Origin of the sequence: Flavobacterium sp. UGB4466 (assembly GCF_903469665.1) — a bacterium.
GTDB classification, from domain to species: Bacteria; Bacteroidota; Bacteroidia; order Flavobacteriales; family Flavobacteriaceae; genus Flavobacterium; species Flavobacterium lipolyticum.
The window spans coordinates 1-389 of sequence record NZ_CAGKLC010000284.1; the positions used below are offsets into that span (position 1 = coordinate 1).

1 protein-coding gene is annotated in these 389 nt (G+C 46.8%); it reads right to left on the bottom strand.

Going from position 1 to position 389, the window contains the following annotated elements; genetic code table 11:
• Positions 1 to 389 (bottom strand): hypothetical protein (locus JO950_RS22075; RefSeq protein ID WP_202704559.1); only part of this gene is annotated, 389 nt, incomplete at both ends.

Genomic DNA, 389 nt, shown 5'->3' on the forward strand with positions numbered 1-389 from the left:
TTGGTAGCAGTCTCACAAATAGCAGTAGTTGGAGTGGTATTATTGGCGGTACCTGCAAACGCATTCACCGTGAAGGTAACATCTGAACTGGTAGCAGCACAACTTCCGTTAGAAGCAACTGTGTATCTTATCGTTACCGCTGTATCTGCTGTAACATTAGCTGGGGTGTAAACCGATCCTGTAATACTTCCGCCTCCTGAAACAATGCTCCAGGTACCTCCCGCAGGTGTAGCAGTTAAGGTTTTGGTAGCCGTTTCGCAAATAGCAGTAGTTGGAGTGGTATTAGTCGCTGTACCTGCAAAAGCATTCACCGTGAAGGTAACATCTGAACTGCTAGCGGCACAACTTCCGTTAGAAGCAACCGTGTATCTTATCGTTACCGCTGTATC